Consider the following 3,311-nt stretch of genomic DNA (forward strand, 5'->3'; position numbering starts at 1 on the left):
ACCTATCACCTATCACCTGTTCTCTAATAATACTTTTGGCGTTGCCGATAATTAGCTACAGATTCTACTATGCCGATCGCAATAAAATTAGTTAGCATCGCTGAACGCCCATAACTCATCCACGGTAGGGGAATTCCTGCCACAGGTGCTAAACCAAGAGTCATCCCAATATTAACAATAAGTTGAAATATGATCATGGACAAAACACCAATAGCTAACAGTGAACCAAAGTTATCTTTGGCGGTTTGAGCTACATGAAGTAAGCGGAAGCAAACTAAGCAAAAGACAGATAGTAAAATTAAACAACCGACAAGACCAAATTCTTCAGCAACGGCTGAAAAAATAAAGTCTGTATGCTGTTCAGGCACAAAATTCAATTGAGTCATCGGTCCTTTAAACAAACCCCAGCCCCAAATTTCACCAGCACCAATAGCAATGCGAGATTGAATCAAGTGATAACCAGCACCAAGGGGATCATGCTCTGGGTTAATAAATACACTGAGCCTGTTTTTTTGATATTCCCTTAATACATTATTCCAGGCAAAAATACCTAATTCGCCACCTAGCATATTAAGACAGAATGAAGCAATAGCAGCAACACCAAACCGCTTCCAGGGTAGACAAAACCAACCGACTATCCCCATTGCTGTTGCCCATAGTAAACCCAATATACTTAAAGATATTTCTTTGGATAAAACTATTGGTGCTGATAATGGCCAAGATATACTAAATAGGATTGCTGCAATTACAGGCGAAATCATGAGTATTAACCAGCCAGGGTTGGCATTTGCCCAATACAACATTCCTAAAAAGATTGCCCCAAAGACCAGTGATGTTGCCAAATCTGGCTGTAAAAATACTAATCCCCAAGGTACAGCCGTAATTGCCAAGACACGGAAAACACTTTCCAATGTTGAGGCTGTCCGCCTATGCAATAAAGCAGCTAAGGTGATGATTAATCCTATTTTGGCAAATTCTGAAGGTTGGACATTAAAACCGGCAATACTAATCCAACGCTGTGCGCCTTTGGCACTAGTACCGGCGATCATGACAATTATTAAACTAAAGTTTGTCAGCGCATAAGTGAACCAATGCCACTGCATCAAGTTTTCGTAGCGGCAACGAGCTAAAAATAAGGCGATTATTGAGCCAATAATCGCTGTTAGCCAGTGCCACCACCAGTCAGTTACAGGCTGCTTTAGTTCTGTACTCAAAATCATCAGCCCACCGAACATACTCAGACCAAAGACTAGAACAAATAGCAGCCCATCCATTTGTTGCCAGGGCTTCAGCCAAGATTGCCAACGAATTTTAGGGAATGAACGTTTTAACAACATTGTGCGAGGAGGAGAGCGGTGAATTAACAATTGACAATTGACAATTATCTCTTGCCTTTACTTATGTCAAAGCAGCAACTGATACTTTACCTGCTACCGTGAGGGCGATCGCCTTGAGTGCTTTAGCTGCGGCTGAGTTGGGTTCACCAATCACTATCGGTACACCACTATCACCGCCAATTCTAGTAGAAATCTCTAAAGGTACACATCCTAACAAAGGTACTCCTAATTCTGCGGCTGTCTTTGAACCACCACCAGAACCAAAAATGTCATATTGCTTATCTGGTTGATCTGGGGGGATAAAATAGCTCATATTTTCCACAATTCCCAAAACTGGGACATTTAACTGCTGGAACATCCGCAACCCCTTGCGGGAATCTAACAAAGCTACAGTTTGTGGTGTCGTGACAATGACTACTCCTGCCATTGGTACAGCTTGGGTTAAAGTTAACTGAGCATCTCCAGTTCCTGGAGGCATATCCACAATTAAATAATCCAGTTCTCCCCATTCCACTTGATAGAGAAACTGACGAATCACGCCATTGAGCATCGGACCGCGCCAAATGACTGGCTGATCCTTGTCAATCAAAAAACCCATGGAAACCAGCTTTACACCATGATTAAAGGCGGGTTCGAGGATGTCTCCTGCTGCTGTCGAACGGACATTAATTGCGGCATCAGTTAAACCCAACATCGTAGGATCATTAGGTCCATAAATATCTGCATCTAACAAACCAACTTTTGCCCCGGTTTGTGCTAATGCAACGGCAATATTTACAGCCACTGTACTTTTACCAACACCACCCTTACCGCTAGAAACAGCAATAATATTTTTTACCCCAGGCACGCCATTGCGGTCTGGTAAGCTTTTTTGCTGGGGTGTTTCGGCTGTGACTTCTATGCTGACATCTGTCACACCAGGGAGCTTTTTAACAGCTTTTTGACAATCTTCAACAATAAATTCCCGTAAGGGACAAGCGGGAGTGGTTAGAACCAAAGTGAAACTAACCTTACCACCGTCAATTTTGACGTTGCGAATCATGTTTAGTTCTACCAGACTTTTACGAAGTTCTGGATCTTCTACTGGCCGCAACACTTCTAGGACTGAGTGGGAATCTAGGACATCATACATAATGCGTTTACCGTTGCCGCTTATATAACAGCTTAAAAATTTTTCATTGACACATACTAGAATCTTAACTTTATTAGGGCAATTCTTAGTTATCGGTTGTCATGAGTCAGAATTTTACTCCTGAAGGACAACAATCTAAAAATCAAAACAACTACCATGTAGAGATTTTTTCTTGGCTAATGCTGGATTTTCTACGGATTCTATCAGCGCCCTAGCTACCCGATCTACATAAGGACGAGACAAAGACCACATTAGGGGTGATAACCAACCACGTAAAGTTACAGAATAAGACAAGTAAGATCCACAAACGGTTGATTCTACTTGGTATGTTACTCTTTCTTCAATCCCTGGTATTGTTAAAACGCGGATAGTTAACATCTGTTTGGGATTAACTCGTTCTACAAAAATCTGAATGGGAATTGGCCAAAACCTTGTCACTGCTTGAAAAATTAATCCGGGTTTGGGGACTAATCCATAAGGAACGTTGGTACTTTTGAGGAGAGGATGCCAAGAAACATCTGTTAAGTCAACCACTTTGTGCCACAGTTCATCTACAGAAGCAGAACTAATCTCCCGATACGTTCGCACTAGAGATGCACAAAATCGCCGACGTTTGTGGTAGATGAATTTAGATAACCAACTTTGCATTGTCTTGTTCTCTATAATTCTGTTTAATAACTATGAAACTTACATCTAAGCCCTAAAGAGACTGAGTTTTCCACTGATCGAGCATTCCTATAATAAGATTATTTCTATGACGGTGAAAACAAGTCTGTGGATTGTCAGTAACCCAGCCCTAAATGGACTGGGCTTGCAAGAGTAATCAAATGATATCTGTGGTT

Annotated in this window: 3 protein-coding genes; all 3 read right to left on the reverse strand. The window is 41.5% G+C overall.

Features of this window, described 5'->3' with window-relative positions; genetic code table 11:
• Positions 1–23: 23 nt before the first annotated feature.
• A complete protein-coding gene (gene rodA, locus FJR04_RS21015) occupies positions 24–1,337 on the reverse strand; it encodes a rod shape-determining protein RodA (RefSeq protein ID WP_168498419.1) in 1,314 nt (437 codons plus the stop codon).
• Positions 1,338–1,398: 61 nt separating this feature from the next.
• Complete coding sequence (locus FJR04_RS21020; protein ID WP_168498400.1) at positions 1,399–2,469, reverse strand: Mrp/NBP35 family ATP-binding protein; 1,071 nt, start codon at positions 2,467–2,469, stop codon at positions 1,399–1,401.
• A 135-nt stretch (positions 2,470–2,604) separates the two neighbouring features.
• Entirely contained in the window at positions 2,605–3,117 is a 513-nt protein-coding gene (locus FJR04_RS21025) for an SRPBCC family protein (protein WP_168498402.1), read from the reverse strand.
• Between the last annotated feature and the right edge of the window lie 194 nt (positions 3,118–3,311).

The organism is Anabaena sp. UHCC 0204, assembly GCF_009711975.1.
Taxonomy (GTDB): domain Bacteria; phylum Cyanobacteriota; class Cyanobacteriia; order Cyanobacteriales; family Nostocaceae; genus Dolichospermum.